The sequence below is a fragment of the Kitasatospora sp. NPDC088160 genome, from assembly GCF_044741445.1.
Taxonomy (GTDB): Bacteria; Actinomycetota; Actinomycetes; order Streptomycetales; family Streptomycetaceae; genus Kitasatospora.
Genome location: NZ_JBIUSS010000004.1, coordinates 151,242 through 175,175, shown reverse-complemented (window position 1 = coordinate 175,175; position 23,934 = coordinate 151,242). Strand labels below are relative to the sequence as shown.

Sequence of the window (23,934 nt, the reverse complement as noted above, 5' to 3'; positions counted from 1 at the left end):
CCCGGTGACGCGCTGATGGCCGCCCCGGCCCGCCGGGCGCCGCCTGCGGTCCGGCCCCGGCCTCCGGCCTCAGCCGCGGACGGCCTTGAGGACGACGGCGGCCACCGCCTCCTGCCCCTTGGCGTTGGGGTGGATCGCCGCCAGGCCCGGGGCCGGGAAGGGCGGTTCGACCCAGCGGGTGGCCTCGCCCGCGCACATGTCGTGCCCGGCCGAGGGGGCGGCCGCGTCCACGAACACCGCGCCCGCGCCCGCCGCCCGCCGCTTGAGCATGCTGTTGAGCTGCTGCTCCTTCTCCGAGAGGAAGCCCAGGTCCCCGGCCGCGACCGCCTTGCCCAGCACCGGCCGGCAGCTCGCCGGGTCGGCCGGGAGCAGCGTCGGGTACCCGATCACGTAGACCCGGGCCTGCGGGGAGCGGTGCTTGATGTCCTGCAGGATCCTGCCGAGTTGCTCACCGGCCGCGTCGACCTTGCGCTGCACCTCGTCCGTCCCGCCGGAGGCGTAGTGCTCGCGGCAGGGCGAGGAGGCGCGGGTGGCGCCGACGATGCCCTTCACCGCGTCCACCAGGTTCTCCTTGGCGCACTCCTTGACGACCTCCATGAAGCCCGCGTCGTTGCCGCCGATGCCGACCGTCACCAGGCGGGTGGCCGAGGTCAGCGCGTCCAGCTGGGGCGGGTTGGTGCCGTGGTCGGTCTCCTGGGCGCCGGTCAGATCCCCGGTGCGGGCGCCGCTGCAACTGACGTCCTGGAACTGGCCGGCCGGCAGCCCGAGCCCCTTCGCCACCAGGGACGGGTAGTTGACCCCCGAGCGGGAGCAGCCCTTCGGCTCGCCCACCTGCGGGGCGATCTTCAGGCCGGCGGTGTACGAGTCGCCGAGGGCCACGTACGGGCCGTTCGGCGGCGGCGTGGACTTGGCGTTCTTGGCGGGCAGCGCGCCCGCGAAGCCCTCCGTCCCGCCGTCCGGGGCGGTGCACCCGGCGAGCAGCAGCGCGGCGAGCCCGGCCGTCAGGGCGACGGCCGGGCGGATGGTCCTGGACATGGTCGTGGGCATGGCATCCCCCCGGGGGATAGGCGTCACGGGCAGCTCCGTACGGCGGCGCGTCCCCCGACGCCGCCACCACCAACGAACGGGGCCCGCGAATGACTCCCGTGGCTCCCGGCCACCGCCGACCCGGCCGGTTCCCGCCGCTACGGGGCCGATTCCGCGCCGGACCCGCTCCCCGCCCGGACCTGTTCCGCGCCGGGCCTACTCCGCGCCGCGCTCGTGCTCGGCCAGGAACTGCTCGAAGCGCCGCCCCAGCTCGTCCGCCGACGGCAGGTCCACCGGCTCGGCCAGCAGGCTCTCCCGACCCTCCGCCCCCGCCACCGCGTCGTACTGGCCCTCCATGCCGCGGATCGCCGAGCGCAACTCGCCGTCCCCGTGCGCCAGCTGCTCCTCGATGTCGGCGTACACCTCGCCGACCCGCTCGCGCAGCCGGGTGCCCGGCAACACCAGGCCGGTGGCGGACTGCACCGCCTCCAGGATCAGCACGGCGGCCGCCGGGTACTCCGAGCGTGCCACGTAGTGCGGGACGTGCACGGCGAAGCCCAGCACGTCGTGCCCGGCCTCGGCCAGGCGGTACTCCAGCAGCGCCTGGGCGCTGCCCGGGACCTGCGCCTGCTCGAACCACTGCGGGTAGCCGGCCGCCAGGTCGAGCCGGTTGCCGTGCGGGGTCAGGCCGACCGGGCGGGTGTGCGGCACGCCCATCGGGATGCCGTGGAAGTCCACCGCCAGCCGGACCTCGAAGCGCTCCACCAGCTCGCGGACGGCGCCGGCGAAGCGCTCCCACTCGACGTCCGGCTCGGGGCCGGTGAGCAGCAGGAACGGCGCGCCGGCGCCGTCGCGGACGAGCTGGAGCAGGATCTCCGGCGGCTCGTAGGACGCCCACTGGTCCCGGTCGAAGACCATCGCGGGGCGGCGCGCCCGGTAGTCGACCAGGCGGTCGTGGTCGAAACGGGCCACCACCTGCGGCGAGCCCGTCTCCAGCAGGTGGGCCACCACCTGGCCGCCGGCCTCGCCGGCGTCCATGAAGCCCTCGAAGTGCTGGAGCAGCACGAGGCCCGCACCGGTGTCGCGCAGCTCCGCGGTGGCCGCGGCCACCGCGGCCACGCCCTGCTGATCCAGCTCGTACAGCGCCTGGAAGTCACGCACCGCGCACCCAACCCCGTTCTCTACTCGTCACGACGTACCGGCTTCTCGTCCTCTCCAGCGTGCCGGGCGCCGCCGGAATTCCCGACCCGCCCGGCGGCGGGTCCGGCGGCCTCTCCGGACCGCTCCGGACCATGATCGCACCCGGGTGGAAAGCCCCTGGTCACGGGTGTTCAACGGCCCGTCCGGGGGCGGGTCGCAGCGGCCCGCACCGCCATTCGCGTGCCGGGAAGTGACGCACCGCCTTCTGACGGGTATCGTCCTCTCGCTGCCTCGCATCGTCGCGTCGTCGTCACGTCGTCCCGTAACGCCGTCGGCCACGTCCCGGACCGGTGCTCGGCCAGCCCACACGACGCATCTTGCCTTCATCTGGCCGCCTGTTTCCTTCGCGCTCCCGTTTCCTCATCGGCCATCTCGCGGACGCACGCTGTCCCCTCGCTCATCCCCGCCGGACCGGTCCGTGGACCCGAGTCCGTTCCGGCACCGCGCTGCCCGCCTCCGGGCCGCCGCCCCCGCCCCGCCCGACCGGCTCTCCGGCGTGCGCGGGTACCGGCGGGCGTTCTCCGGGGCCGGGGCGACTGTCCCTGCCTCCCGAGCCGTACCCCGGCACGGTAGGCACCCTCCGACCGATGAAGGACCGAAGGTTCCGTGCCCGTACCTGTCATCCTCACCGGCCGCACCGTGCGGCTGGAGCCCCTCGCCGCGCACCATGCCTCGGCCATCGCCGAGGCCGGCGCCGAGGACCGTACGACCTACGCCTTCACGCCCGTCCCGCACGGCCTCGAAGCGGCCCGCGACTACATCGCGCGCGCCCTCGCCGACCAGGCCGCGGGCCGGTCGCTGCCGTTCGCGACGGTGAACGTGGCGGACGGCCGGGTCGTCGGCTCCACCCGATTCCTGGAACTCGACTACTGGCGGGGGCCGATGGTCTGGCCACCGGTGCCCGGGGTGCCGTTCGGCGACCCGGCCACGGCCGTCCCGGACGCCGCCGAGATCGGCAACACCTGGCTCTCGCCGCGTGCCCAGGGCACCGGCATCAACACCGAGGCCAAGCTGCTGATGCTGCGCCACGCCTTCGAGACCTGGGGGGTGCAGCGGATCTCGCTGCGCGCCGACGCCCGCAACCAGCGCTCGCGCACCGCCATCGAGCGGCTCGGCGCCACCTCCGAGGGCGTCCGCCGGGCCCACTCGCGCGGGCTCGACGGGGTGGTGCGCTCGACCGCGTTCTACTCGATCCTCGACGACGAGTGGCCCGCGGTGCGGGACATCATCGAGCTGCGGATCGCCGCCGCCACCTCGCCCAGCGCCCCGGATCCGGCGATCAACCAGGAGTGCCTTAGACACGGCGGCGGTCCCGGGCACCTGATCACGGCCTGAAACGGTCCGAAGGGGGCTACGGCCGCCACCCGTAGCCCCTGGCGGCCAGGCCGAGGACCCGTGCGAGGAGCTCCGGATCGGCAGCTCCCCGGAAGCGGTCGGGGTGCGCCTCGGCCAGCGCCGACCCGGGCCGCCAGCCGCCGCGCACCGGGGTGACCCGGACGCTCCAGATCTCGAAGCCGGTCCAGCTGCGGTGCAGGCGCAGCACGCCCTCGGCGGTGTGGGACACCCACTTGTCCTCCATCTCCCGGGGGCGCAGCCCGGCCCGGATCCGCTGCCACTCCTCGTCCGTCCAGACCACGTCCGGCACCGGGCAGGCGCGGGGCAGCAGCATGGGCTTCAGGCGGCCCTCCCTCTCCGGGGCGGGCCGGACGCCGCCCGGCTCGGGGAACGCCCAGCCGGGCAGCGGTTCGCGGGCGGCCAGCCAGGCGGCCGGAATGCCCTCGGTCCCGGTGTGCGCGGCGACCACTCCCCCGGTGATCGCGGCCACCGTGTCCATGTCGCCGCCGGCCGCGACCGCCTCCCGGACGGCGGCCGGATAGTCGCTCAGGTGCCGGGCGGCGCACCACAGGGCGTACGGGACGGTGTCGACGGCGGACGTCCGGCTGCCGTTGCCCAGGATCTCGGCGGCGGCCCTCGGGTCCGGTTCGGCGAGCAGCTGGACCGCCTCGGTGAGGCCGTCACGGACGGCGCCGTAAGGGGTGAGGGAGATCACCGCCTCCAGGAAGGACTCCGGCGTCATCGCCTCGGTGCGCGCCCGCACCGCGTACGCGGTGGCCACCGCGACCGCGATGGCGCCGTCCACCGCCTGCGGGTGGGTGTGGGTGATCACGGCGGTGTCGGCGGCGGGCCGGACCGCGGCGGCCGGGTCCTCGGCGTACGCCGCCCCCAGCGGGGCGACCCGCATCGCGGCGCCGTTGCCGTACGAGCCCTGGCCGTCGAAGAGTTCGGCCGCCAGGGCCTTCGCGTCACCGCCCTCCCGGACCAGCCGCAGCATCCGGTTGGCGGCCGGACCGTACCCGCGGTCGAAGTCGTGGCGCCGGGCGAAGGCGTGGGTGAGGTCGAAGGTGTCGATCGTGCCGCGTTCGGTGTGCGCGGCGTACACCGAGCACGCCATCTCGGTGTCGTCGGTCCACGGCCAGGGGCCGGGCGGGTCGGTGCGGGCGGCGAAATGGGCGGCGGCGGTGGCCGGGACGAAGAGCTGTGCACCGTAGGCATCGCCTACCGAAAGGCCGTTGAGCGCGTCGAGCGCGGGGCCGGTGGGTGGAGTCGTCATATGGCCCTCAGCTCAGTGGTTCGACCGGCGCTCCGTCAACCTCATTCTCGTAGGCTCCCCCGACGAGCGATGTTTCGCATACATCCGATCATGGTGGGCAGCACCCGGGGCATGACCCGCGTGAACCCGCTCGACCCCGTCGTGCTGCTCGGCGCCGACCAGCAGCACATCGTCACCCGGGCGCAACTGCGCCGGCTCGGCGTGCCGTCCGGCACCATCGCCCACCGGCTGCGCCCCGACGGGCCCTGGCAACAGGTGCTGCCCCGGGTGATCTGCCTGCAGTCCGGCCGATTGACGGCGCATCAACGGCTGCGCGCCGCGCTGGCGTACGCGAGCCCCAAGGGGCGGGCGCCGCAGGCCGGGGAGGTGCTGCTGACCGGGGACGCGGTGCTGGCCGACGTGGGGCTGCCGAGCGCCGGACACCCGACCGACCTGGCCCGGATCGACGTCCTGATTCCCGCCCAACGCCGGGTCCGCGACCGCGAGTTCGTCCGGATCCACCGGTCGGTCGGGCCACTGCCGGGCGGCTTCGAGCGGGACGACGGGCTGTGGAGCACCACCGTCGCCCGGGCGCTGGCCGACCTCGCGCCGGGCGAGACCGGGCAGCACCGGTTCCGGGCGCTGTGCGCGGAGGCCGTCCAGCGGCGGCACTGCGAACTCGGCGAGCTGCTGGACCACTTGCTGGCCCGGCCGGGCGCGCTCGGACTGCCGCAGGTGGCCCGGGTGGTGGAGGACCTCACCGCCGGAGTGCGATCGGTGGTGGAGGGCGAGGCCCGCGAACTCCTCGCGCACGCGGGCCTGCCCGAGCCGCTGTGGAACCCGGTGCTCTTCCTGGACGGCCGCTTCCTCGCCGTCCCGGACGCCTACTGGCCGCACGCCTGCGTGGCGTTGGAGATCGACTCCCGCGCCTGGCACCTGCGCCCCGCCGACCACGAACGCGGCCTGGCCCGCGCCAACCGGCTGACCGCCGTCGGGCTCCCCGTGGTCCGCACCACCCCGGTCCAGCTCCGGCGCGACCCCGTCCCGGTGTTCCACGAGCTGACCGCCCTCCTCACCACCGGCCCGCACGGCCCCCACCGCCGGATCAGCTGGCGCCGGGCCCGGTGAGGGGTGCGGGGTGTCACGCGACTCGGGGTGTCAGCAGCGCGGATCGATCTCCTGGAAGGTCCCGTAGTGGTCCGGCGACCAGTACTGCTCGCCGGAGCCGCCGGTGACCACGCGGCGGGTGCCGCGGTCGTTGGAGCCCGGGGTGACCACGGTGAACTCGTGGTAGTAGCCGCCGGACTTCTTCGGCAGACGGCTCTCGCGGTTCTCGAAGACGATGCCGTCGCGGTTGTACGGGTACGGGCCGTTCTTGGCGATCAGGCCGAGGGTGTCCTGGGCCTGGCTGGGGAGCTTGCTGCGGCAGACGTCGGCGAGCGCCGGGTCGGCGGGCACCCAGGTGCCGCTCGGGGCAGGGGTGCCGCCGGCGGGCGGGGACGGCTTGGGGGCCGAGGACTTGGGGGCCGAGGCGCCCGCCGAGGTGGCGGTGGAGCTCGCGGCGGCCTTGGGGTGGCTGCTGCCGCCCTTGCCGGCGAGCAGGTACCCGATGCCGGCGACGAGGGCCAGGATCAGGACGGCCACGACGACGAGCGGGCTTTTACGTCTGGTCATGCGCCCCAGCTTGGCAGGCCCGCGGGCGCCGCCCGGCCAGCTACACACGTGGCCGCCGCCACATCCGGCCGGCCGGGGACGGGCGGCCGGGGACAGACGGACGGCCGGGCGGGGACGGACGCCATTGTCCGTTCCCGCCCGGCCGTTGTTACGTACGCCGGTTCTCCTGCGCCGAGCTCCGGTGTACGCCCTCCCGACGGGGAGGGAAGCGGTCAGTCCGGCCCGCGGCCGAGGAGGGGATGCCTACCCTCTCTCAGCGCGGGTCGCTGCCCGCCGTCTCGATGGCGGCGCGGCCTGCCTCCAGGCGCGCCACCGGGATCCGGAAGGGGGAGCAGGAGACGTAGTCCAGCCCCACCTCGTGGAAGAAGTGGACCGAGTCCGGGTCGCCGCCGTGCTCGCCGCAGACGCCGAGCTTGAGGTCGGGGCGGGTGGCCCGGCCGGCCTCGACGGCGTGCTTGACGAGCGCGCCGACGCCGTCGCGGTCGATGGTCTCGAACGGGGAGACCCCGAAGATGCCCTTCTCCAGGTACGCGGTGAAGAACGAGGCCTCCACGTCGTCCCGGGAGAAGCCCCACACGGTCTGGGTGAGGTCGTTGGTGCCGAAGGAGAAGAACTCGGCGGCCTCGGCGATCTGACCGGCGGTGACCGCGGCGCGCGGCAGCTCGATCATGGTGCCGAGCTTGATGTCCAGCTGCACGCCGGTGGACTGGGCGACCTCGGCGAGCACGCGCTCGCACTCGTCGCGGACCAGCTCCAGCTCCTGGACGGTGCCGACCAGCGGGATCATCACCTCGGGGCGCGGGTCCCCGCCGGCCAGCCGGCGCTCGGCGGCGGCCTCGGCGATGGCGCGGACCTGCATGCCGAACAGGCCGGGGATGACCAGGCCGAGGCGGACGCCGCGCAGGCCCAGCATCGGGTTCTGCTCGTGCAGCTTGTGCACCGCCTGGAGCAGGCGCAGATCGTTCTCGTTCGGGTCCTTGCGGGCCTCGGCGAGGGCGACGCGCACCGACAGCTCGGTGATGTCCGGCAGGAACTCGTGCAGCGGCGGGTCGAGCAGCCGGACGGTGACGGGCAGGCCGTCCATGGCCTGGAAGAGCTCCAGGAAGTCGCCCTTCTGCAGCGGCAGCAGGGTGGAGAGGGCGAGCTCGCGGTCCTTGTCGTTGTCCGCCAGGATCAGGTGCTCGACCTCCTTGCGGCGCTCCTCGCCGAGGAACATGTGCTCGGTGCGGCACAGGCCGATGCCCTGGGCGCCGTAGCGGCGGGCGCGCCCGCCGTCCTCGGCGTTGTCGGCGTTGGCGCGCACGGCGAGCCGGCGGCGGACGTCGGCGTGCGCCATCAGCCGGTGGACGGCCTGGACGAGGCCGCCCTGGACGTCGGCGCCGGCGTGCAGGGTGCCCTCGAAGTACTCGACGACGGGGGACGGCAGGACGGGGACCTCGCCGAGGTAGACCTTGCCGGTGGCGCCGTCGATGGAGACGACGTCGCCCTCCTCCAGCACCAGGCCGCCGGCGGTGGTCATCCGGCGGCGCTTGGTGTCGACCTCCAGCTCCTCGGCGCCGCAGACGCAGGTCTTGCCCATGCCGCGGGCGACGACGGCGGCGTGCGAGGTCTTGCCGCCGCGTGAGGTGAGGATGCCCTCGGCGGCGATCATGCCGTCCAGGTCGTCCGGGTTGGTCTCGCGGCGGACCAGGATGACCTTCTCGCCGGAACGGGACCACTTGACGGCGGTGTAGGAGTCGAACACGATCTTGCCGATGGCGGCGCCGGGCGAGGCGGCGAGGCCCCAGGCGATCTGCTGGGACTCGGCGTTCGGGGCGAAGCGCGGGAACATCAGCTGCGAGAGCTGGCCGCCGGTGACCCGCATGAGGGCCTCGTCCAGGTCGATCAGGCCCTGGTCGACCAGCTGGACGGCGATCCGGAAGGCCGCGGCGGCGGTGCGCTTGCCGACGCGGGTCTGCAGCATCCAGAGCTTGCCGCGCTCGATGGTGAACTCGATGTCGCAGAGGTCGCGGTAGTGGTTCTCGAGCGTCTGCATGATCGTCATCAGCTCGTCGTACGACTTCTTGTCGAGCTTCTCCAGCTCGGCCAGCGGCAGGGTGTTGCGGATGCCGGCGACGACGTCCTCGCCCTGGGCGTTGGACAGGTAGTCGCCGTAGACGCCCTGGGCACCGGTGGAGGGGTCGCGGGTGAAGGCGACACCGGTGCCGGAGTCCTCGCCAAGGTTGCCGAAGACCATGCTGCAGACGTTGACCGCGGTGCCGAGGTCGTTCGGGATGCGCTCCTGCCGGCGGTACAGGCGGGCGCGGTCGCCGTTCCAGGAGTGGAAGACGGCGTGGATGGCGAGGTCCATCTGCGCGCGCGGGTCCTGCGGGAAGGCCCGGCCGGTCTCGCGCTCGACGATGCCCTTGAACACCTCGACGAGCGCCCGGAGGTCGGAAGCGTCCAGGTCCAGGTCGTTGGCGGTGCCCTTGGCGTGCTTGGCCTCGTCCAGGGCCTCCTCGAACAGCTCGCCGTCGACGCCCAGCACGGTCTTGCCGAACATCTGGACCAGGCGGCGGTAGGAGTCCCAGGCGAAGCGCTCGTTGCCGGACTGGGCGACGAGACCGACCACCGAGGCGTCCGAGAGGCCGATGTTCAGGACGGTGTCCATCATGCCGGGCATGGAGAACTTCGCGCCCGAGCGCACCGACACCAGCAGCGGGTTGTCGGGCTGGCCGAGCTTCTTGCCCATCTCCTGCTCGAGCGCGTCCAGGTGGGCGCTGATCTCCTGGTGCAGCGAGGCCGGCTCGCTGCCGGTCTCCAGGAAGACCTTGCAGGCCTCGGTGGTGATGGTGAACCCCGGAGGGACGGGGAGGCCAAGGTTGGTCATCTCGGCCAGGTTCGCGCCCTTGCCGCCGAGAAGGTCCTTGAGGTCCTTGTTTCCTTCAGTGAAGGAGTAAACAAACTTCTGCTGGGACGGCACGGGTCGGTCTCCTCGTACGCGGTTGCCCTGACGCCGGAGAACATACCCATTTCGAAGGTTCTTCTCTGCCCCGAATGGGCCGTACGAGGCTGGTACCCGGGGGTAACCCGATAGATCGAATGCACATAAAGGCGTTCACCTCTGTTGGTGAAATCGTCCGGATGACGCTAGCCAACCTTCAAGTCTTGAACGAATAGAAACACGAAGATCGCATGATTCGGACGCTGGGTAGCGGTCGCGGGTCGCCCGCGTTGCCCCGGCTTGATTTCCTGCACTCGGATCGGCCGATCACCGGCCCACCGGCTTCGGGAAGCGATTCACAGTCGACCTGTCCATTTCGTCCACTGACCCGCCGCCAGGCGCCACCGCATGTGGCAAGCGTCACCAGCGCATCTCACCGGTCGAACGTAGTCCGCCTCCGCCGATCGTCGCACTCCGTCCAGAAACGTGCCCGTTCCGTGACATCGGATCGCCGAAAAGGAGCCCTCCTGTCCAGGTTGGACAAGAGGGCTGGGACCGAGTGGCGATGGGCCCCAGGGGGCCGATTTCGCCATTATGGACAGGTCATCCGCCAGAGGTGTCCGATTCGGCATCCGCCCCCGGTCGGGCGCAGTCGTACGGATCGTCCAACCAGCCCTCGGGCAGCACCACCCGGTTGTTGCCGGCGGTACGCCCGCGCGGCCCGTCCGCACCCGCCGGCCAGGCCTGGGACTGCTCCACCAGGGCGAGGGTTCCGGCCAGCTCGACCAGGGAGGAGGAGTTGGCGAGCTTCACCCGCAGCTCCGAGCCGACCGAGAAGCCCTTGGTGTACCAGGCGACGTGCTTGCGGAAGTCGATCACGCCGCGCGCCTCGTCCCCGATCCACTCGCCGAGCAGCTGCGCGTGCCGCACCATGGCCCGCGCCACGTAGCCGAAGTCCGGGCGGGCGTAGTCGACCTCGCCCTCGAAGATCGAGACCAGGTCCCTGAACAGCCACGGCCGGCCCAGGCAGCCGCGGCCCACCACGACGCCGTCGCAGCCGGTCTCCCGCATCATCCGCAGCGCGTCGTCCGCCGACCAGATGTCCCCGTTGCCCAGCACCGGGACGTGCGCCGGAACGGACTCGCGCAGCCGGGCGATCGCCGACCAGTCGGCCGTCCCGCCGTAGTGCTGGGCGGCGGTGCGCCCGTGCAGGGCGATCGCGGCCACGCCCTCCTCGGCGCCGATCCGGCCGGCGTCCAGGTAGGTGAGGTGGTCGTCGTCGATGCCCTTGCGCATCTTCATGGTGACCGGCAGGTCGCCCGCGTTGGCCACGGCCTCGCGCAGGATCTCGCGCAGCAGGTTGCGCTTGTACGGCAGCGCCGAGCCGCCGCCCTTGCGGGTCACCTTGGGGACGGGGCAGCCGAAGTTGAGGTCGATGTGGTCGGCCAGGCCCTCGTCCGCGATCATCCGGGCGGCCTTGCCGACCGTCACCGGGTCCACGCCGTACAGCTGGATCGAGCGCGGCTTCTCGCTGGCGTCGAACTTGATCAGCTGCATGGTCTTGGCGTTGCGCTCGACCAGGGCCCGGGTGGTGATCATCTCGGAGACGTACAGGCCCTTGCCGCCGCTCTGCTCGCGGCAGAGCGTGCGGAACGGCGCGTTGGTGATGCCGGCCATCGGCGCCAGCACGACGGGCGGCCACACCCGGATCGGGCCGATGTCCAGCGGCGCGAACTCGGCGTCGGGCGCGGTGGGTGCGGGCGTGGCAGTCATGCGCGGCTGACCTCGGGGCAGGGGAACGGGACTCTCCATTGTCCCCCACTCGGGTCAGCCCCTGTTTCCGGGCCGCTCCGGGACTCCCCGGGGCCCTCCGGGCCTCTCTAGGCCGGGTCGATCGTGATCGAGCCCGAGGTGACCGAGCCGTGGATCCGGTTCGGACTGGCCGGGTCCGCCAGGCTCGGGTCGATGTGGCGGCTGCCGCTGCCGACCTCGCCGCTGAAGGCGTAGTGGGAGTCCTGCGGCAGGGCCAGCTTCACCGAGCCCGACCCGCTCCTGGTGTCCACCGACCGCGGCGCCCTGGAGAAGGCCAGGTCGACCGCCCCCGAGGTGGTCTCCGCGTACACCTGCTCCGAGCGCAGGCCGGCGCCCTGCACCATCCCGGAGGTGGCGTGCGCGTACACCTGCCCGGACGTGCCGGTCAGTTTCAGCTCGCCCGAGGTGAGGTCCATCCGGACGCCGCCGCTCAGGCCGTCCACCTCGACGCTGCCCGAGCTCACCTGCCCCGACACGTCGGTACCGGCCGGCACCTCCAGCTCGATCTGGGCACCGCAGCCGAAGTCGGCGAACGGCAGGAACTTCCGGCACTCCATGCCGACCGTGAGCACGTCGCCGTCGAAGGTGGTCGACACCGACGGCTTGCGCACCATCCAGTCCAGGTTCTGCCGGACCACCACCCGGCCGTCGCGGCCCGCCCTGATCCGCACCGAGGCGCTGCCGGTGTCCAGCCGGAGCTTGTGGATGACGACGTTGTACGGCTGCGTCGAGGTCGTCTGCTGCTGCACCACCATCGCCCAGGTCTGCATCCCGGCGCCGATCATGACGACCGCGATCGCGAGCGTGCCGGTGGTCCGCCAGGCCTTCCGCCCCCACGCCTTCGTCGGTCCGCCCACGGCTACCCGACCTCCAGGAACCGCAGCACCGCCAGCACCCGGCGGTGGCTGTCGTCGGCCGGCGGCAGGTCGAGCTTGGTGAAGATCGAGTTGATGTGCTTGGCCACCGCGCTGTCGCTGACCACCAGGGCGGCCGCGATCGCGGCGTTGGAGCGGCCCTCCGCCATCAGGCCGAGCACGTCCCGCTCGCGCGGGGTCAGCTTCTCCAGCGGGTCCCGGTGGCGGCGCACCAGCAGCTGGGCCACCACCTCCGGGTCCAGGGCGGTGCCGCCCGCGGCGACCCGCTGCAGCGCCTCCACGAAGTCGTCCACGTTGGCCACCCGCTGCTTGAGCAGGTAGCCGACGCCGCTGGTGTTGGTGGCCAGCAGGTCGGCGGCGTAGCGCTCCTCCACGTACTGGGAGAGCAGCAGCACGGCGACGTCCGGCCACTGCCGGCGGATCATCAGCGCGGCCTTCACACCCTCGTCGGTGAAGCCCGGAGGCATCCGGACGTCCGCCACCACCACCTTCGGGCGGTGCTCCTCGACGGCCGCCAGCAACTCGGTGGCGTCCCCGACGGCGGCGGCGACCTCGAAGCCCACCGCCTCCAGGACCTTGACCAGGCCGACCCTCAGCAGGACCGAGTCCTCGGCGATCACAGCGCGCACGGCAACTCCACGGTGATGGTGGTGGGGCCCCCGAGGGGGCTGAGAACGGACAGTGTGCCGTCGACCGAGGCGGCGCGCTTGCGCAGGCCGGTCAGCCCGGTGCCGCGCGAGGCGTCCGCGCCGCCCACGCCGTCGTCGCTGATGACCAGGCGCAGCCGGCCGCCGACCGTCCGCACCGAGAGGTCGACCCGCTGGGCGCGGGCGTGCTTGGCCACGTTGGTCAGGGCCTCGGAGACGGTGAAGTAGGCGACCGCCTCGACGGTCGGGGCGACCGGCTCGGCGAGGTGGACGTCCAGGCGCACCGGCAGCGGGGCGCGGGCCGCGATGCCGGACAGCGCCGCGTCCAGGCCGCGGTCCTCCAGGACCGCCGGGTGCAGGCCGCGGACCAGGTCGCGCAGCTCGTCGATGGCCGCCTGCGCCTCCTCGTGCGCGTCCACGATCACCTGCATGACCTCGGGCGGGACGTCCTTGAGGGTGCGCCGGGCCAGGCCCAGGTTCATCGCGAGGGAGGTCAGGCGCTGCTGGGCACCGTCGTGCAGGTCCCGCTCGATCCGGCGGCGCTCGGCGTCCACCACGTCGACCAGCCCGGCCCGGCTCTCGGCGATCTCCTCGACCCGCCGCTCCAGCGCCTCCGCGCGGTTGGGGCCGAGCAGCAGCTGGGCCGTGCGCACCTCCAGCCAGGCCGCCAGCGCCGCCAGCCAGGGCATCACGGCCAGCAGCAGCACCCCGGCGACCGTGATCACCACGTCCAGCCCGGCCAGCTCCGAGCGCAGCGGGCTGCCGACGGGCATCAGCCAGACCCAGCCGTACACGCTGGCCATCACCACGCCGGCGCCCCAGGCGTACAGCACCACCAGCGCGCCCGCCGCCAGCAGCGGGCCGGCCAGCAGGTGGTGGACGCTCTGGCGCCAGGTCAGCCCCAGCAGCAGCCGGCCCGGCAGCCAGGCCCACGGCTCGCCCGGGCGCGGCGGCGACACCTCCACCCCGCGCAGGGCGCGCAGCCGGCCGCGCTGGGCGGCGGTGAGCGGGCGCGTGCAGATGAGGACCAGGGCCGTCATCGGGAAGAGCAGCTTGGACTCGGTGACGGCCAGCCAGACCGGCAGGGCCATCGGGAGGCCGGCGGCTATGAAGCGGGTGTCCCGCCAGGCCTCGGGCGACCACGGGGGGCGCCGAAGGCTCCTGACGAGCGCTCGGCGCAACGTGGTGGAGGGCATGACCGACAGCGTAGGGCGCGATGATCAACGGCCACCATGAAGGGGGGCTCACGGTCGGGGTGTATCTAGGTACACCCCGGATTCGGAGCACGGCACCACCGACAGCGGCCCATGATCGACGGGAAGCTGGACGGCATGACGAGCACCGCATCGCACTCCGCCACCCCGCCGCACCGGCGGCCCGTCCCCGGGAGCCACGGGGGTGTTCCCGGGGACGCGCTCCGCCGGACGGCGGGGCCGGAGGGGACGCTGCCGGTCGGGGCCGGGCCCCGGTCGGTCCGCAGCCTGGTCGGCCGCCGCGGCCGGGCCGCGCTGGAGGTGTACCAGGACGGCGAGTTGGCCGATGTCCTGGTCGCCGCCCGGCTCACCCCGCAGCTGCTGCGCGGTGCTCGGCGCAGCCCGGCCGGCGGGCGGGCGCACCACGTGCTCGCCTGGGGCCGGCTGGCGGCCGACGGCGGCGCGCCCGCGGTGGCGTTCACCGCCGGGCGGCTGGCCGGGCCGCTCCGGTCCGTGCGGTCGCTCGGGTCCGTGCGGTCATTCCGGTCCGTACGGTCGTTCCGGTCCGTGCGGTCGCTCTGGTCGGCCGGGCCGTTCCGGTTCGAGCGACCGGCCGTCGGCGCCGAGGTGGTCACGGTCGCCGGGCGGTTCTGGCTCGCCTGGGCCGAGGGCCCGTACACCGGGGTGCTGGTCCGGCACCCCGGCGGGGACACCACCGAGCGGCAGCCGCTGGAGCGGGTGCGGCGCCGGGGCGAGGCCGCAGTCGTCGGAGGGGCTGCATGAGCACCGCCGTCCTCGCCGGCCGCCCGGCCGCCGCCCTCGTCCTGCCCGCCCGCTTCGAGCGGGTGCCGGTCGTGGCCGCCGTCGCGCTGCTGCCCTGGCTCGCGGTCCTCGCCGCCTGCCACGAGACCCCGTGGGTGGTGCTCGACCTGCTGGAGTTCTCCGCGCTGCTCTCGCTCGACGCCCTGCTGCGCCGGCGCAGCGCCGCCGCCGGCTGGGCCGGCGGAGCGGTGGCCCTGCTGCTCGCGGGGGACGCGCTGGCCGACATCGCCTGCGCCGGCCCGGGCCACGCGGTGCTCGCCGCCCTGGTGATGGCGCTCGGCGTCGAACTGCCGCTCGCGGTGGTGTGCGTGCTGCTCGGGCGTGCCGTCCTCACCCCCCGCTAGAAGCCGTCGGGCAGGGCTAGAAGCTGCTGGGCAACCGGTTCATCAGCGCGCGGGTCTCCTCGTCCAGCGGGGTGTACGTGATCATCCGCGTCCCGAGTCGGGGGCCGAGCCAGAAGCTGGTGTACTCGCAGCGCAGCAGCCCGACGCCCGGCACCTGGAACCGCTTGATCCCGTTGCTCGGCCCCATCACCTCGTGCCGCTGCCAGACCTCCGCGAAGTCCGGCGAGGTCTTGAGCAGCCGGGCCAGCAGTGCCTTCCAGGCGGGCTCCGCGCTGTGGTCGGCCATCGCGGCACGGAACCGGGCCACCATGCCGAGGCGTTCGGTCCGGTAGTCGATCAGCACCTCGCGGAACCGCGAGGGGGTGAACGCCATCCACATCAAGTTGCGGTCCTCGGGCGGAAGTTCGTTGAGATCGCCGACGATCGCGGTGTACTGGGCGTTGTACGCGAGCACGTCGTAGCGGGGGTTGACGGCCACGGCCGGGTACGGCGCCATCTGCTCCAGCACCAGCCGCACGCTCTGGGTGACCGAGGGGCACTCCTTCACCGGCGCCGGATCCTCCGCGCCGGCCAGGGTGAACAGGTGCGCGCGCTCGCTCGGGTCCAGCAGCAGGGCGCGGGAGACCGCGTCCAGCACCTGGGTGGACACCTGGATGTCCCGCCCCTGCTCCAACCACGTGTACCAGGTCACCCCGACGGCGGCGAGCTGCGCGACCTCCTCGCGGCGCAGCCCCGGCGTGCGGCGGCGGCCGGTCGGGGGCAGGCCCACCTGGTCGGGCGCGATCCGCTCGCGGCGGCTGCGCAGGAAGGCCGCCAGGTCGTGCCGGCGGGCGTCGTCGGGGGTGGTCCGGGCTTGCGTCGCCGGGGTGGTCCGGGCTTGCGCGACCGAGGCGGACCGGGCTTGCGCGGCCGGGGTGGTGAGGCTCATGGTTCCTAGCATGCGCCAGCCCGGAGCCTGTTGCCAGGTACTTCTTATACCTGGATAACCACACTCTGGTACCAGGGTACGGCCAGGCGGATCGTAGGACCCGTGACCCAACAACTCGCCGTCGCCCCCGACCCGGTCCGCACCGCCACCACCCCCGGCGCCGCGACCGCGACCGCCGCCCGCAGCGCTGCCCCCTCCCTCGGCACCGCCGGGCTGGTCACCGTCCTGCTCGGGGCCTTCCTGCCGATGCTCGACTTCTTCATCGTCAACGTCGCGCTGCCCACCATCGACCACGACCTGGCCGCCGGGCCCGCCGTCCTCGAACTCGTCGCCGCCGGCTACGGCATCGCCTTCGCCGTCCTGCTCGTCCTCGGCGGGCGCCTCGGCGACATCTTCGGCCGCCGCCGGCTCTTCGTCGTCGGCGCCGCCACCTTCGCCCTCACCTCGCTCGCCTGCGGCCTCGCCCCCGGCGCCTGGACGCTGGTCGCCGCCCGCGCCGCCCAGGGCGCCTCCGCCGCGCTGCTGATCCCGCAGGTCCTCGGCACCATCACCGCCGCCACCGACGGCGCCCGGCGCGGCCGCGCCCTCAGCATCTACGGCGCCGTCGGCGGCATCTCCGTGGTGATCGGGCAGGTGCTCGGCGGCATGCTCGTCGCCGCCGACCTGTTCGGCACCGGCTGGCGCTCCGTCTTCCTGCTCAACGTGCCGTTCGCGCTGCTCGCCCTGGTCCTCGCCGTCCGCTACGTCCCGGAGAGCCGGGCCACCCAGGCCGCCCAGGTCGACGTGCCCGGCACCGTCCTGCTCACCGCCTCGCTGCTCGCCCTGCTCGTCCCGCTGATGGAGGGCCGCGCCGCCGGCTGGCCGCTCTGGTCCTGGGTGCTGCTCGGACTGTTCCCCGTCCTCGCCGCCGCCTTCGTCCTGGTCGAACGCCGGGCGGAGCAGCGCGGCGCCACCCCGCTGGTGCCGCCGTCCCTGCTGCGCATCCCCGAGATGCGGCGCGGCCTCGGCATCGCCCTGCCCTACTTCGCCGGCTTCGGCGGCTTCATGTTCGTCATCGCCGTCGCCCTCCAGCAGGGCCTGCACCTCGGTCCGGTCGCGGCCGGCTGGGCGCTCGTCCCGATGGCCGTCGGCTACTTCACCGCCTCGCTCTCGGGCCCCCGCCTGATCGGCCGCTACGGCAGCCGGGTACTGAGCGCGGGCGCCGTCATCCAGGCCGCCGGCCTGGCCACCCTCGCCGTCACCGTCCTCGCCGACTGGTCGCACTTCTCCCCGCTGCGGATGGCGCCCGGCGTCGCGCTCGCCGGCATCGGACAGGGCCTGATCGGCACCCCGCTGTTCCGCGTCGTCCTCGCCAAGGTGCCCGCCGCCCGGGCCGGCGTCGGCAGCGGCGTCCTGGCCACCGGCCAGCAGTCCAGCCTCGCCCTCGGCGTCGCCACCCTCGGCACCCTCTACCTGTCGCTCTCCCCCAGCCTCGGCATGGACCGCGCCCTCGCCCTCTGCCTGGGCCTCCAGCTCATCGGCTCCTTCGTCATCCTGTACCTGACCACCCGCCTCCCCCGCTCCATCGGCTGAGCCGACCGGCCCCACGGGCCACGGCGACGGCAGCGGCCCCGCGATCGACACCCGATCGCGGGGCCGTCCAGGGCGTCGCGCCAAGGTCCTGCACCGCCCGGACACCGGCGGACCCGCCCTCACCTGCGACACCCCGGCCAGCACCACCAACGCCGAAGAGCAACCCGCCGCCTGGGCCGCCCACCCCGGTTCGGCGTCCGCCGACCGGCTCCGGGCGCTCTCTAGACGTCGAGCGAGCCGACGAAGCGGTCCAGCCGCGAGACGACCTGCCGCAGCACCCCGGCCGACCCCACGGGATCATCCGCCAGCTCAAGGGAGTGATCCGCCGAGGGTACTTCCAGGACCTCGTGCCCCACCGACCCGGCGACCTGTCGATCCCACAGCTGGTCGGCGCTCCCGCCGACCAGGAGCGTCGGCGCTTCGGATCGGCGCAGCGAGCGGGCCACCTGGTCGAGAGTCAGGACGGGCGTCAGCCAGGCCGCCGCCATCCCCCGATCGGCTGCGATGCCACAGGCGAGCGAGCCCAAGGACTTGCCGACCAGGAGACCGCAGGCCCCCTCCTCCGCGGCGACGGCCCGGCCGACCTGCCGCTCGACCCATGCGATCCGGTCGTCCACGGTGAACCGGGAGAAGTCGCCCGGGACCTGCCACCACAACTCCTGCACCGTCCAGCCGTGTTGGAGGAGCACGGCGCGGGCGAAGTGGAGCAGCGGCCTGGCGGGCGAGTAACCGACTCCGGGAATGACGAGTGCGACACGGGCAGGGTCACCGTCGAAGCGATTCGGGACCGCGAAGGGTGAGGGATCAGGCATGCCGGCAGGCTACCCAGCGGTCGGGTCGGCGGCCCCGGTCAGCGGCCGATGAAGTTCTTGTCGATGAGCAGTTGCAGGACGTCGGTGTGGAAGTCGGGGAAGTCCATCGGGACGATGCCGAAGTGGGCGGCCTGTTGGCGGCGGGCGTTCAGGTAGTCGCGGACGGGGGGCATGATGGCGGCCGCGTTGACCTTGGGCCAGCCGCCGTTGGCGTAGCTCGTGAAGTTCACGTACATCCGCGGGGAGCCCTGGTCGAGGAAGGCATGGTCGAACCAGTCGACGACGGCCTGGGACTTGGCGGCGAGGCTGATGCCCTGGAAGGTGTCCTGGGTTGCGAACCAGGTGTTGGTGCCACTGGACCACTGGATGACCGACCACGGGTTGGCGAAGTCGGCGGCGAGGACGACGCGGCCGCGGGCTTGGCCGAGGGTGGGCCACGAGGGGTCGGTCCAGAACAGGCCCCGGTAGCCGAGGTCGTCCAGGTAGTGGTTGATCCGGCGCTGGAACTCGGTGTCGTCGAGCCGGTTCCCGCCCGCGTACTCGTTCCTGACCCGCATGACCAGGGCCTCGCGCGGGTTGGCGGCGAGGAAGGAGCGGCACTGGTCGAGGACGTCCTGGAGCCGGACGTACTGGTAGTTGTCGCTGTGGTAGATGCCGAGTTCGTCGGCCGTCCCCGCGAGTCCGTTGCAGCGGATGTCGAGGAAGCGGATGCCGCGCTGGAGTTGCTCGGGCAGGCCCCAGTTCTGGGTGTGGGACCACTCGGTGCCGTGCATCGGGTCGGTGCAGCAGGAGTCGTGGGTGCCGGGGATCGTCAGGGCGGTCAGCGGCGTGGCGTCGCCCAGGGCGCTCATCCAGGCGGACGGGATGACGGTGGCGGCGGCGGCAGACGGGCTGAACGCGGCGGCGGCCAGGAGGGCGCCACCGGCACCGGCTCCCCAGCGCAGGACGTCACGACGGGTGGGGCTCATGAGTGCTCCTCACATCGGCTTCCGGAAGGGGGAGTTGTCATGCCCCCTTCCCGATCTGCTCGATGGGACGGGCCCCGAAACCCGTGGCGCGCGGCACGAGAAGTCGACCTGGTCGACTTCTCGTGCGGCGGGTCAGGTGGAACTGACCCTTCCGTGGAGATGGTTCGTCATGGGACGATCCAGGACCGGGGGAAAGGTGAGACCTCATGACCTTCGTCATCGCGTTCCTGGTCTCACTCGTGGCCGCCATCATCGGCACGACCGTCCTCCTGGGCCGCCGAGAGCGGGCCCGCAGCGGCCACTCGGACGACACCGAGGGGCTGCTGATCGAACACCAGCGAACCGCGCACGCCGCCCAACTGCGCGGGACCTACTCCAGCCAGGCCGTCCACCACGGCACCGGACTGATCAGCGACGACCTGCACAAGCACTACTCCTAGGCCTCAGCGCACGACGGGGGTGCGGCCGCTGCGCCAGTCGGCGAGGCGCTTGCGGATGCTCGGCACCATGGGCAGGCCGTCGGCATCGGCTGGGGAGAACCAGCCGACCTCGAACGACTCGCCGGAGACTCGGAGTTCGCCACCCAGCGGCTCACCGAGCAAGCAAATGGAGAACTCCTGCCGCACCTCGCCGTCGTCATAGGCGAAAACATGGCCAGGGTCGGTGTAGGTGCCCACAATGCCGGTGATGACGACGTCGATACCGGTCTCCTCACGGGTTTCGCGGACGCCGCAGTCCGCGAGGGACTCCCCGAGCTCCATCTTTCCGCCGGGCAAGGCCCACATGCCGTTGTCGGTACGACGCTGAAGAAGTACGCGGCCATCGCCGTCGACCACGACGACAGAGGCCGCCGGCACCAGGCTGTTTGCCTTCGGCGCATGCGGGTCGTTCTCGAAATCACGCCTGGCCATGCGCAGCCACCTCCCAGATGCTTCGACCTCGGCTCCACAACTCTTCGACATGATCCGCGAATCGGTCGAACATGCCATCCGACTGGGTGCGTCGAAGATGGAACATGGGCGAGTCGTGGCCGACCCTGCGGGCAAGGATCGGAGTCACCAGCATCTCGTCATCGAACCGGAAGACAGACAGGTTCACATGCCCGGTCTCGAACCGACCCTCGACGTTCGAGACATCTCGCAATCGCTCCAACTCGCTGATGGTCACAGCGATCCGTGTAGCCAGCGTGAGGGGAACGCCCTCCTCAAACTCACGGGCTCTCGTCACTGGACTGTCAGGATCACCGATGAGGAATCTCACACGACAGCCCCCCTGAGCCTTCCGCCGCAACGCACCGGCAAGGTTCGCCTGCTCAAGCCACAGGAAGTAGTTGGTGTAGCCGGCGAACGTCAACTCACGCTCGGCCTTGGTAATCAGCGATCGCCAGAGCGAGGACGGCGCCGCCGAGCGGTACGGAAATACCTGGACAACCTCTCGGTCAGGGCCAGTCCTAAGGGTCAAGCGGGCAGTAGTAGGCCACAAAGCGACTTCCTCCTCACCTAGCGCCCTACAAGCCGCCCATCGATGCCGAGCATGGGGAGTACGGCCGGGATCGGCGATCCATCGGCTGACGGTCTTGGCGTCGACTCCACACGCCTCAGCCAGCTGCGCTTCCGTCATCTTGGCACTGGCCAAGGCGCGCCGAAGACCATGGTTCATATTCCATCTCCGCAGCACATCGGGGACGGGACGAACCATAGCCGCGAAGTGTCCCAAACGTCCCGCAAACACAGTAGGAACGGCCCACGCCAAGGTGGAGCATCGAATCGTGATCGAGTGATGACACAGCGCGATCATTGCCGGTCAGTCGATTGCCATATTTCCGGACAGTCTCGTCACGCAAGGAAATCCGAACGCCATGGCTTCCATGCTCAGAAAAATCACCGCCGAGGACCGCCGCGAGGCCGCCGACGCCCTCGACGACCTCAAGGCGACCCTCGCCTACGCCGGTACCCAACTCCCCTCCCCCGGAATCGACTGGGCGTGCGCCTCCGTCACCGGCATCGTCCTGATCGACCTCGGCGCCGCCCCGACCTCCGTAGTCGTCCAGATCGTCGACGTGCTCCGCGCCGGCGTCCGCGCCCGTCGCGAGCAGGCCGACCAGCAGCCGTGGCACCCCTCCGTCGGTGCGACCGTCACGCTCAACGCGGCGGGCGGCGTGCCCCTCGCCGCCAAAGTCGTGGGTGCGAACGGGAAGTTGGTCACCGTGCGGCTCGACAGCTGGCTCACCCCGTGACGGCCGCCACCCCCACCGCCCCCGACGCCGCTCTCGTCCACGACAGCCGCACCGGGCGACTCGGCGTCGTCATGGACCTCGTCGCCGGCCTCCTCCACCTCCGCCCTCCCCATGGCGGCGTCGAGTGGACGGCCCGACCCGAGGACATCGGCCCGCCGCCCCCGCAGAACTCGTGGCGCTACCGACCCGCCCCCACCCCGACCCGCCCCCACCCCGCCCTGGTCGCCGCCGCAGCGTTCTCCATCGCGACCGGGGCGGGCGCAGGGGCACTCGCCTCCCGCCCGCTTCGCCACAGCGACCCCAGCATGGCGAACCTCTTCTTCCTCCTCGTACTCTGCGTTGTCACCGTGCTGGTCAACTCCGCACTCAGCAAGGCGATCCAGCACAGACGTACACACCCGCCCCAGGAGGGAGAACCGTGACCCCGGACACCGCAGCCGCGCGCCGAACACTCGCCGACCGGCTTGAGGCGGACGGCGCCCTGACCAGCCCGGCACTGCGCGCCGCCGTGGAGGCCGTGCCCCGGGAGCCGTTCCTGCGGCCCGGGGTGTTCGTGTCCACCGGCAGGCGCCGCTGGCGGCCGGTGACCGAGCGCGGCGCCGATCCGGCGGAGTGGGTCGAACTCGCGCACAGCAATCGGTCGCTGGTCACCCAGCTCAACGGGCATCTGACCGCCGACCAGGTCTCCGCGCCCGTCCGGGGCTTCCCCACCGCCTCCACCACCGCCCCGGCCGCCACCGTCCGCATGATCGACGCCCTGGGCGCCGAGGACGGGCACACCGTGCTGGAGATCGGCGCCGGCACGGGCTACTCGACGGCCCTGCTCCGCCACCTCCTCGGCGAGCGCAACGTCACCACCGCCGAGGGCGACCCCGAGGTCACGCACGACCGGGTGATCGCCACCCACGCGGTGCGCCGCATCCCCCACACCTGGGTGCGGCAGACCAAACCCGGCGGCACGATCCTGGCCACGGTCGGCACCTGGCCCGAGGGCGCCGGCCTGGCCAAGGTCACCGTCCACGCGGACGGCACCGCCGACGGCCGGATCATCGGCCGCTCCGCCCTCCCTCCCGTCCGGCCCGATCGTCCGGTGCCCCCGGTCGGCAACCTCACGGCCCGGGCGGCAACCACCGAGCCGAAGCGACTGGCGCACGTCTCCCCCACCCTCCTCAACAACCCGGCGCCGGCCATTCTCGCCCAACTCTCCTTCCCAGAGTCCAAGTTCACCGTCTCAATCGGGGAGGATCTGGAGTCGATCTACTGCCTGTCCACCCCCGGATCCGTCGCCGAGGTCGCCGACGACACCTACGGCTGGACGGTCCACCAGAGCGGCCCGGTCGCCCTGTGGGACGAGGTCGAGCGCATCCTCACCGCCTGGCAGGAGGCCGGCCGCCCCGACCTCACCGCCGTCCGCCTGCGGATCACCGACCGGGCGACCCACTACTGGGTCGACGGCCACCCCGCCCTCCGCTGGGAGCACACCACTACCTGACGGCTCGACAGAACACTTCCGGGAATGGGGTGATCTCGGGACGGCAGGGCCAACCGATGGAATGCTGTGGCTCGGTCCGACCACCGCAACCACCCGGGGAGTCACCCATGCCACTGTTCGGCAGCCGCAAGAACCTTCCGAGGCCGCTGTGCGACGAGCACGGCCCGTGCCAGGCGCTCGCGACGATCTCGGTCTTCGAGGTCCGGGACCGGCTGCGGCTCCTGATCGCCAGGAGCCGCGGCCTGGGGCCCGATCCGATGGCGCGGCAGATCGACGACGAGCTGTCGGTCGTCCTCTGCGTGGACGCCGGCAAGCGGGCCGGCAAGACCGAGGCCCTGTCGATAGCCGAACACGCCGCCGACCAGTGGAGCATCAGCCGGGCCGAGCTGTGGGAGCGGGCCTTCGCGAACCTGGCCACCGAGCAACTCAACCGGCAGGTCTTCGACGCGTCCAACGGCGACACCATCCACACCGTCAACGGCATGGGGGCCTGGCCCGGAGCCGCCCACGCGCTGCGCCTGGAGAACGCCCTGGGAGGGGGCGTCGAGCTGCCCAACGGGGCCCTGGTCGCCCTGCCGACGAACAACGCGCTCTGCGCGGTGCCGATCCGCACCAGCCTGTCGCTGAACGCCATCCGCTTCCTGATCGACCTGTCGAAGGAGCTCGCGGCCGGCGACCCGGCCCCGCTGACCCCGTCGCTCTTCTGGTACCGGGACGGCTGGATCGAGAACCTCAACGTCGGCTCGGACGGCATGATGCGCGTGTCGCCCCGCTTCCGGGACATGGCGAACGCGCTGCCCGTCAACTGACCCGACCGGCC

At 72.6% G+C, this 23,934-nt stretch carries 24 protein-coding genes; 10 read left to right on the top strand and 14 right to left on the bottom strand.

Annotation, left to right across the window (positions count from 1 at the left end):
* Positions 1-69 precede the first annotated feature (69 nt).
* Entirely contained in the window at positions 70-1,035 is a 966-nt protein-coding gene (locus tag ACIOGZ_RS07610) for an SGNH/GDSL hydrolase family protein (protein ID WP_363586326.1), read from the bottom strand.
* 207 nt (positions 1,036-1,242) lie between these two features.
* Positions 1,243-2,187, bottom strand: coding sequence for a PAC2 family protein (locus ACIOGZ_RS07605; RefSeq protein WP_363586327.1), 945 nt, complete (start codon positions 2,185-2,187; stop codon positions 1,243-1,245).
* A 645-nt stretch (positions 2,188-2,832) separates the two neighbouring features.
* Here ACIOGZ_RS07605 and ACIOGZ_RS07600 point away from each other — a divergent pair.
* Entirely contained in the window at positions 2,833-3,561 is a 729-nt protein-coding gene (locus ACIOGZ_RS07600; RefSeq protein ID WP_363586328.1) for a GNAT family protein, read from the top strand.
* Between the two features lie 16 nt (positions 3,562-3,577).
* Here ACIOGZ_RS07600 and ACIOGZ_RS07595 read toward each other — a convergent pair whose 3' ends face one another.
* Positions 3,578-4,837, bottom strand: a complete 1,260-nt coding sequence (locus ACIOGZ_RS07595; protein ID WP_363629246.1) for an ADP-ribosylglycohydrolase family protein — start codon at positions 4,835-4,837, stop codon at positions 3,578-3,580.
* Positions 4,838-4,948: 111 nt separating this feature from the next.
* Here ACIOGZ_RS07595 and ACIOGZ_RS07590 point away from each other — a divergent pair, with 111 nt between their 5' ends.
* Positions 4,949-5,944 carry a hypothetical protein gene (locus tag ACIOGZ_RS07590; RefSeq protein WP_400843514.1) on the top strand — a complete coding sequence of 332 codons (996 nt, stop codon included), beginning with the start codon at positions 4,949-4,951 and terminating at the stop codon, positions 5,942-5,944.
* 30 nt (positions 5,945-5,974) lie between these two features.
* Here ACIOGZ_RS07590 and ACIOGZ_RS07585 read toward each other — a convergent pair whose 3' ends face one another.
* From ACIOGZ_RS07585 to ACIOGZ_RS07560, 6 genes are all read right to left on the bottom strand, one after another.
* The gene (locus tag ACIOGZ_RS07585; RefSeq protein ID WP_363586331.1) at positions 5,975-6,490 is read right to left on the bottom strand and encodes a ribonuclease; all 516 of its coding nucleotides are present in this window, start codon (positions 6,488-6,490) and stop codon (positions 5,975-5,977) included.
* A gap of 253 nt (positions 6,491-6,743) precedes the next feature.
* A complete protein-coding gene (ppdK, locus tag ACIOGZ_RS07580; RefSeq protein WP_363586332.1) occupies positions 6,744-9,452 on the bottom strand; it encodes a pyruvate, phosphate dikinase in 2,709 nt (902 codons plus the stop codon).
* A 564-nt stretch (positions 9,453-10,016) separates the two neighbouring features.
* Positions 10,017-11,186: a tRNA dihydrouridine synthase DusB gene (gene dusB, locus ACIOGZ_RS07575; RefSeq protein ID WP_363586333.1), complete on the bottom strand. Its 1,170-nt coding sequence runs from the start codon at positions 11,184-11,186 to the stop codon at positions 10,017-10,019.
* Between the two features lie 107 nt (positions 11,187-11,293).
* The gene (locus ACIOGZ_RS07570) at positions 11,294-12,082 is read right to left on the bottom strand and encodes a DUF4097 family beta strand repeat-containing protein (protein ID WP_400985168.1); all 789 of its coding nucleotides are present in this window, start codon (positions 12,080-12,082) and stop codon (positions 11,294-11,296) included.
* 2 nt (positions 12,083-12,084) lie between these two features.
* Positions 12,085-12,729: a response regulator transcription factor gene (locus tag ACIOGZ_RS07565; protein WP_363586335.1), complete on the bottom strand. Its 645-nt coding sequence runs from the start codon at positions 12,727-12,729 to the stop codon at positions 12,085-12,087.
* Complete coding sequence (locus tag ACIOGZ_RS07560) at positions 12,717-13,943, bottom strand: sensor histidine kinase (RefSeq protein ID WP_363620324.1); 1,227 nt, start codon at positions 13,941-13,943, stop codon at positions 12,717-12,719. The genes ACIOGZ_RS07565 and ACIOGZ_RS07560 overlap by 13 nt, the downstream gene beginning before the upstream one ends.
* A gap of 135 nt (positions 13,944-14,078) precedes the next feature.
* On the opposite strand from ACIOGZ_RS07560, the gene ACIOGZ_RS07555 reads away from it, so the two are divergent.
* Positions 14,079-14,723, top strand: coding sequence for a hypothetical protein (locus ACIOGZ_RS07555; protein ID WP_400985167.1), 645 nt, complete (start codon positions 14,079-14,081; stop codon positions 14,721-14,723).
* Positions 14,720-15,106: a hypothetical protein gene (locus ACIOGZ_RS07550; protein WP_363586338.1), complete on the top strand. Its 387-nt coding sequence runs from the start codon at positions 14,720-14,722 to the stop codon at positions 15,104-15,106. The genes ACIOGZ_RS07555 and ACIOGZ_RS07550 overlap by 4 nt, the downstream gene beginning before the upstream one ends.
* Positions 15,107-15,122: 16 nt before the next feature.
* On the opposite strand, the gene ACIOGZ_RS07545 is transcribed toward ACIOGZ_RS07550, so the two are convergent.
* Positions 15,123-16,034: a helix-turn-helix transcriptional regulator gene (locus ACIOGZ_RS07545; protein WP_363629236.1), complete on the bottom strand. Its 912-nt coding sequence runs from the start codon at positions 16,032-16,034 to the stop codon at positions 15,123-15,125.
* Between the two features lie 102 nt (positions 16,035-16,136).
* Between ACIOGZ_RS07545 and ACIOGZ_RS07540 the strand changes: the two genes are divergently transcribed.
* Entirely contained in the window at positions 16,137-17,606 is a 1,470-nt protein-coding gene (locus tag ACIOGZ_RS07540; RefSeq protein WP_400985166.1) for an MFS transporter, read from the top strand.
* 221 nt (positions 17,607-17,827) lie between these two features.
* Here the strand turns inward: ACIOGZ_RS07540 and ACIOGZ_RS07535 are convergent, their stop codons facing one another.
* Both ACIOGZ_RS07535 and ACIOGZ_RS07530 read right to left on the bottom strand, forming a co-directional pair.
* Positions 17,828-18,418 carry an alpha/beta hydrolase gene (locus tag ACIOGZ_RS07535; protein ID WP_363586340.1) on the bottom strand — a complete coding sequence of 197 codons (591 nt, stop codon included), beginning with the start codon at positions 18,416-18,418 and terminating at the stop codon, positions 17,828-17,830.
* A 38-nt stretch (positions 18,419-18,456) separates the two neighbouring features.
* Positions 18,457-19,386 (bottom strand): phosphatidylinositol-specific phospholipase C, encoded by a 930-nt coding sequence (locus ACIOGZ_RS07530; protein WP_400805406.1) that lies wholly within the window; start codon positions 19,384-19,386, stop codon positions 18,457-18,459.
* A gap of 206 nt (positions 19,387-19,592) precedes the next feature.
* On the opposite strand from ACIOGZ_RS07530, the gene ACIOGZ_RS07525 reads away from it, so the two are divergent.
* The gene (locus tag ACIOGZ_RS07525; protein WP_363620314.1) at positions 19,593-19,826 is read left to right on the top strand and encodes a hypothetical protein; all 234 of its coding nucleotides are present in this window, start codon (positions 19,593-19,595) and stop codon (positions 19,824-19,826) included.
* A 3-nt stretch (positions 19,827-19,829) separates the two neighbouring features.
* Here the strand turns inward: ACIOGZ_RS07525 and ACIOGZ_RS07520 are convergent, their stop codons facing one another.
* Together ACIOGZ_RS07520 and ACIOGZ_RS07515 are read right to left on the bottom strand one after the other, a co-directional pair.
* Entirely contained in the window at positions 19,830-20,297 is a 468-nt protein-coding gene (locus ACIOGZ_RS07520) for an NUDIX domain-containing protein (RefSeq protein WP_363620312.1), read from the bottom strand.
* Positions 20,284-20,847 carry a DUF5919 domain-containing protein gene (locus tag ACIOGZ_RS07515; RefSeq protein WP_400805404.1) on the bottom strand — a complete coding sequence of 188 codons (564 nt, stop codon included), beginning with the start codon at positions 20,845-20,847 and terminating at the stop codon, positions 20,284-20,286. The genes ACIOGZ_RS07520 and ACIOGZ_RS07515 overlap by 14 nt, the downstream gene beginning before the upstream one ends.
* Before the next feature lie 397 nt (positions 20,848-21,244).
* Between ACIOGZ_RS07515 and ACIOGZ_RS07510 the strand changes: the two genes are divergently transcribed.
* The 4 genes from ACIOGZ_RS07510 (at position 21,245) to ACIOGZ_RS07495 (ending at position 23,923) form a co-directional block, all read left to right on the top strand.
* Positions 21,245-21,622 carry a hypothetical protein gene (locus tag ACIOGZ_RS07510; protein WP_400471018.1) on the top strand — a complete coding sequence of 126 codons (378 nt, stop codon included), beginning with the start codon at positions 21,245-21,247 and terminating at the stop codon, positions 21,620-21,622.
* The gene (locus ACIOGZ_RS07505; RefSeq protein ID WP_400985164.1) at positions 21,619-22,044 is read left to right on the top strand and encodes a hypothetical protein; all 426 of its coding nucleotides are present in this window, start codon (positions 21,619-21,621) and stop codon (positions 22,042-22,044) included. The genes ACIOGZ_RS07510 and ACIOGZ_RS07505 overlap by 4 nt, the downstream gene beginning before the upstream one ends.
* Positions 22,041-23,114 carry a methyltransferase gene (locus ACIOGZ_RS07500; RefSeq protein ID WP_400805401.1) on the top strand — a complete coding sequence of 358 codons (1,074 nt, stop codon included), beginning with the start codon at positions 22,041-22,043 and terminating at the stop codon, positions 23,112-23,114. The genes ACIOGZ_RS07505 and ACIOGZ_RS07500 overlap by 4 nt, the downstream gene beginning before the upstream one ends.
* 107 nt (positions 23,115-23,221) lie before the next feature.
* Complete coding sequence (locus ACIOGZ_RS07495) at positions 23,222-23,923, top strand: hypothetical protein (protein WP_400985163.1); 702 nt, start codon at positions 23,222-23,224, stop codon at positions 23,921-23,923.
* The last annotated feature ends 11 nt before the right edge of the window (positions 23,924-23,934 follow it).